The following is a 3,231-nucleotide window of genomic DNA, read 5'->3' on the forward strand; positions in this document are numbered from 1 at the left end:
CAAACCTGACATCTTTTTGGGTTCCCGCATTCGTGGGAATCGGGAATGACGAGGGGGAGATCGGAGCACAGGCCTAAGGCTCACGAGCAAAAACCAGGCATCCCCCTCGCTCCTGCCAAGCGCGGGATGCAGGGAACCAGGCACGAAATAAATCGCGGACAACCGCCCCCGGCGGCCGTCCGCCGCTGGACTCAGGAGGTTTGCCCGTGGCTGCCGAGCAGCGCATTGCCGGCTTTCTTCTGTTTCTTCGCCATGCGTTTCTCGTGGGCCGTCTTCAGGGGCTTCTTCTTGCCTTCCTTGTGGGCGTTCAGACCTTTGCTCATGACCGTCACCTCGTGGACTGGGAAGCTTTGGCATCCCTGCGGTCGTCGTTCCGCCGGCCCGTGGAGGAGGCCGGTGCTCCTACAGCATAGACCTGCCGGGCGTTTCAGGCGTCGCCGCTCAGGCGCTCCAGTTCGCGGCGGACCATGGCCGCGTACTGCGGCGGACCCAGGCGGTAGAGCTCGCCGGCCACCCAGGCCAGCCAGCGCCCGCCCAGGGCCTGGCGCTCGGCCAGCAGCCGGCGGGCCTCGGCTTCGGCCCGGGTTGCGTTTTCGCGGTGGTAGTCGGCGCGGCTCATCCCTGGCACTGAAGTGTCTGCGGGTCGATCTCGATGCTCGCCAGCGGCTTGCCATCGCTGCCGTCGTAGTCGTGGGCGACACGGATGCCGTGCTCGCGGATGCGCTGCAGCAGCGCCGGCTGCTGGCAGGTGGCGCGCTCCAGGCGGGCGCGCTGCTCGCTCTTGAACTTGTCCAGGGCGCTGGCCTGCATGCCCTCGGCCTTCATGCTGGAGAGGCCGTAGCGGTAGTGCAGCACCTTGCTGTCGGTGTCCAGGCGCACGTTCTCCAGGCGCGTAACCTGGTCCACCTGCACCGGCAGCTGCTTGCTCTGCTGCTCGAAGAAGGCGGCCGACTCCTTGAGGAAGGTGGCTTCGTCCTCGGCCCGGGCCTGGGGTTGCAGGCTGGCGAAGGCCGCGGCGGCGAGCAGCAGGGTGGCGCCGAGGCGGCGGGCGGGGCGGAGCATCGGGATGGGCATGCGGGGTTCCTCCGGCTGTGGTTGCGCTGAAGTGTATAGGCCATTTCCTACACCTGCCCGCCCCGGGGGAAACTTCCCCTGGCCGCGCCGAGTGGCTAGGCTTGGCCGAAACGACCGAACTTGAGCCGTGCCGGCGGGTCAACCGTCGATACGGGGCCGCGCCGCGGCCGGAGTGGAGGAAGGAAACCTGGCATGCAATTCATGGATCTTCGGGGCCTGAGCCTGGGCCCCTGGCAACTGCTGAAACTGACCGTCAAGGAATTCCTCGACGACGAGATGCCCACCTACGCGGCGGCGCTGGCCTACCAGGGGCTGTTCTCGCTGTTCCCGTTCCTGCTGTTCCTCATCGCCCTGCTGGGCTTCCTGCACCTGCCGGAATTCTTCGACTGGCTGCGCGAGCAGGCCGCCTACGTGCTACCGGGCCAGGCCCTGGAGCAGGTCAACCCGATCATCGACCAGCTGCAGCAGCGCCAGGGCGGGCTGCTCTCGGTGGGGATCGTGGTCGCGCTCTGGTCGTCCTCGGCGGCGGTGCGCTCGTTGATGAATGCGCTCAACGCCGCCTACGACGTGCGCGAGATGCGCCCGGTGTGGAAGCGCGTGCCGCTGTCGCTGTTCTACACCCTGGGCCTGGCGGTGATGCTGATGCTGGTGGCCGCGCTGATGATCCTCGGGCCGCAGGTGATGGGCTGGATCGCCGAGCGGATCGGCCTGCAGGAATACGTGGTGGTGCTCTGGTCGCTGCTGCGCTGGCCGGTGGTGATCCTGCTGATGATGATGGCGGTGGCGGTGATCTACTACGCCACCCCCAACGTGAAGCAGAAGTTCCGCTTCATCACCCCCGGCTCGGTGTTGGCGGTGGTGGCCTGGGTGGCGGCGTCCCTGGCCTTCGGCTTCTACGTGAAGAACTTCGCCGACTACAACGCCATGTACGGCAGCGTCGGCGCCATCATCGTGCTGCTGCTGTACTTCTACATCTCCGCCGCGGTGCTGCTGCTGGGCGCCGAGCTCAACGCGGTGATCGAACACCACCTGCCCCACGGCAAGAACCCCGGCGAGCGCACCTTCGAACAGGCCGAGGCGCGCAGCCCCGAGGAGGGCTGAGGCTCACTGCGCCGGCTGCTGGCTCAGCAACTGCTCGACGATCTGCCCGGCGCGCTCGAAGTTCGGGTAGCCGCTCTTGGCCACGTCCAGCTCGGCGTAGGCCTTGCGGTATTCCTCGGCCTTCAGCGCGTCGGCATCCTGGCCGAGCATGGGCTGGCTGTAGACGCGGTAGAGCAGGGCGATGGCATAGGGCTGGCCGGCCTTGGCGGCGCGCTCCAGCAGGGGCAGGGCCTGGTCCGCCGGGGCCTGCTGGCGGATCTTCAGCAGCGCCTCGTAGAAGGCCACCTCGCCGCGCTGGTCGGCAGCGCGGGCATGCGCCAGCAGGTCGTTGGCGCGGGCGTAGTTGCCCGGGTCGGCCGAGGCGATCAGCAGCTTCGCCTCGAGCATGTCGTTGCGGTACAGCTGGTGCTGCTCCTCGGCGTCATGGCTGGCGCAGCCGGCCAGGTACAGCGGCAGGCCGATGACGGCCAGGCAGGAGAATGGGTGGCGCATGCCCATGAAGGTCCCTCGATGGCGAACGGGCGCGGAGTCGACGATTTTGCCGTTTCCGTGTGGGCAAGCATAGACGGGCGATGCGGCGTTCTGTAGCCGGGGGGGCGGCGCCGGGTGCCAGCGAAGCTGCAACTGCCCGGGCATGGCGCCGAAGTGTTCCTCGTAGGATGGGTTGAGCCTGGGCGAAACCCATGCGGCCATGGCGATGGGTATCGCTTCGCTCCACCCATCCTACGATGGTGTTTCGCGAGCAACTGTCCCCTCCGCACCATTCCCATGTAGGAGCGCGCCCTGCGCGCGAAATCGCGGGCAGGGCCCGCTCCTACAGGTTGCCGTGAGGCATGGCATTTCTCCCGTAGGAGCGAGCTTGCTCGCGAACCTTGGGCCTGTGCTCCGATCTCCACCCCTCGTCATTGAAAAGACGTCGGGTTTGGGTGTAGCGCGCCGCTCCGAGTGCGTTGATGTTTCTTGTTTCGCCCCCTCGGGCGAGTCACTTTTGTCAAACGGTGGAAGGCCACCCCCGCAAAAAGGAACCAAAAAGGCTTGCCCCGCATACGGGCCCGA

The 3,231-nt window shown here is 67.1% G+C and carries 5 protein-coding genes; 1 reads left to right on the plus strand and 4 read right to left on the minus strand.

What is annotated here, in order from left to right; genetic code table 11:
• Nucleotides 1-191 precede the first annotated feature (191 nt).
• The 3 genes from DK254_RS34850 to DK254_RS20280 all read right to left on the minus strand — a co-directional run bounded on the left by DK254_RS34850 (nucleotide 192) and on the right by DK254_RS20280 (nucleotide 1,074).
• The gene (locus DK254_RS34850; RefSeq protein WP_256595914.1) at nucleotides 192-323 is read right to left on the minus strand and encodes a hypothetical protein; all 132 of its coding nucleotides are present in this window, start codon (nucleotides 321-323) and stop codon (nucleotides 192-194) included.
• Between the two features lie 104 nt (nucleotides 324-427).
• On the minus strand, nucleotides 428-619 hold the full coding sequence (locus DK254_RS20275; RefSeq protein ID WP_089394016.1) for a hypothetical protein: 192 nt from the start codon (nucleotides 617-619) through the stop codon (nucleotides 428-430).
• Nucleotides 616-1,074 carry a hypothetical protein gene (locus tag DK254_RS20280; RefSeq protein WP_089394017.1) on the minus strand — a complete coding sequence of 153 codons (459 nt, stop codon included), beginning with the start codon at nucleotides 1,072-1,074 and terminating at the stop codon, nucleotides 616-618. The genes DK254_RS20275 and DK254_RS20280 overlap by 4 nt, the downstream gene beginning before the upstream one ends.
• Nucleotides 1,075-1,266: 192 nt before the next feature.
• On the opposite strand from DK254_RS20280, the gene DK254_RS20285 reads away from it, so the two are divergent.
• Complete coding sequence (locus tag DK254_RS20285; protein ID WP_109935209.1) at nucleotides 1,267-2,175, plus strand: YihY/virulence factor BrkB family protein; 909 nt, start codon at nucleotides 1,267-1,269, stop codon at nucleotides 2,173-2,175.
• A gap of 3 nt (nucleotides 2,176-2,178) precedes the next feature.
• Here the strand turns inward: DK254_RS20285 and DK254_RS20290 are convergent, their stop codons facing one another.
• Nucleotides 2,179-2,667: a hypothetical protein gene (locus DK254_RS20290; protein WP_256595915.1), complete on the minus strand. Its 489-nt coding sequence runs from the start codon at nucleotides 2,665-2,667 to the stop codon at nucleotides 2,179-2,181.
• Nucleotides 2,668-3,231 lie beyond the last annotated feature (564 nt).

The sequence above is a fragment of the Pseudomonas sp. RW407 genome, from assembly GCF_003176655.1.
Lineage (GTDB): Bacteria > Pseudomonadota > Gammaproteobacteria > Pseudomonadales > Pseudomonadaceae > Pseudomonas > Pseudomonas delhiensis.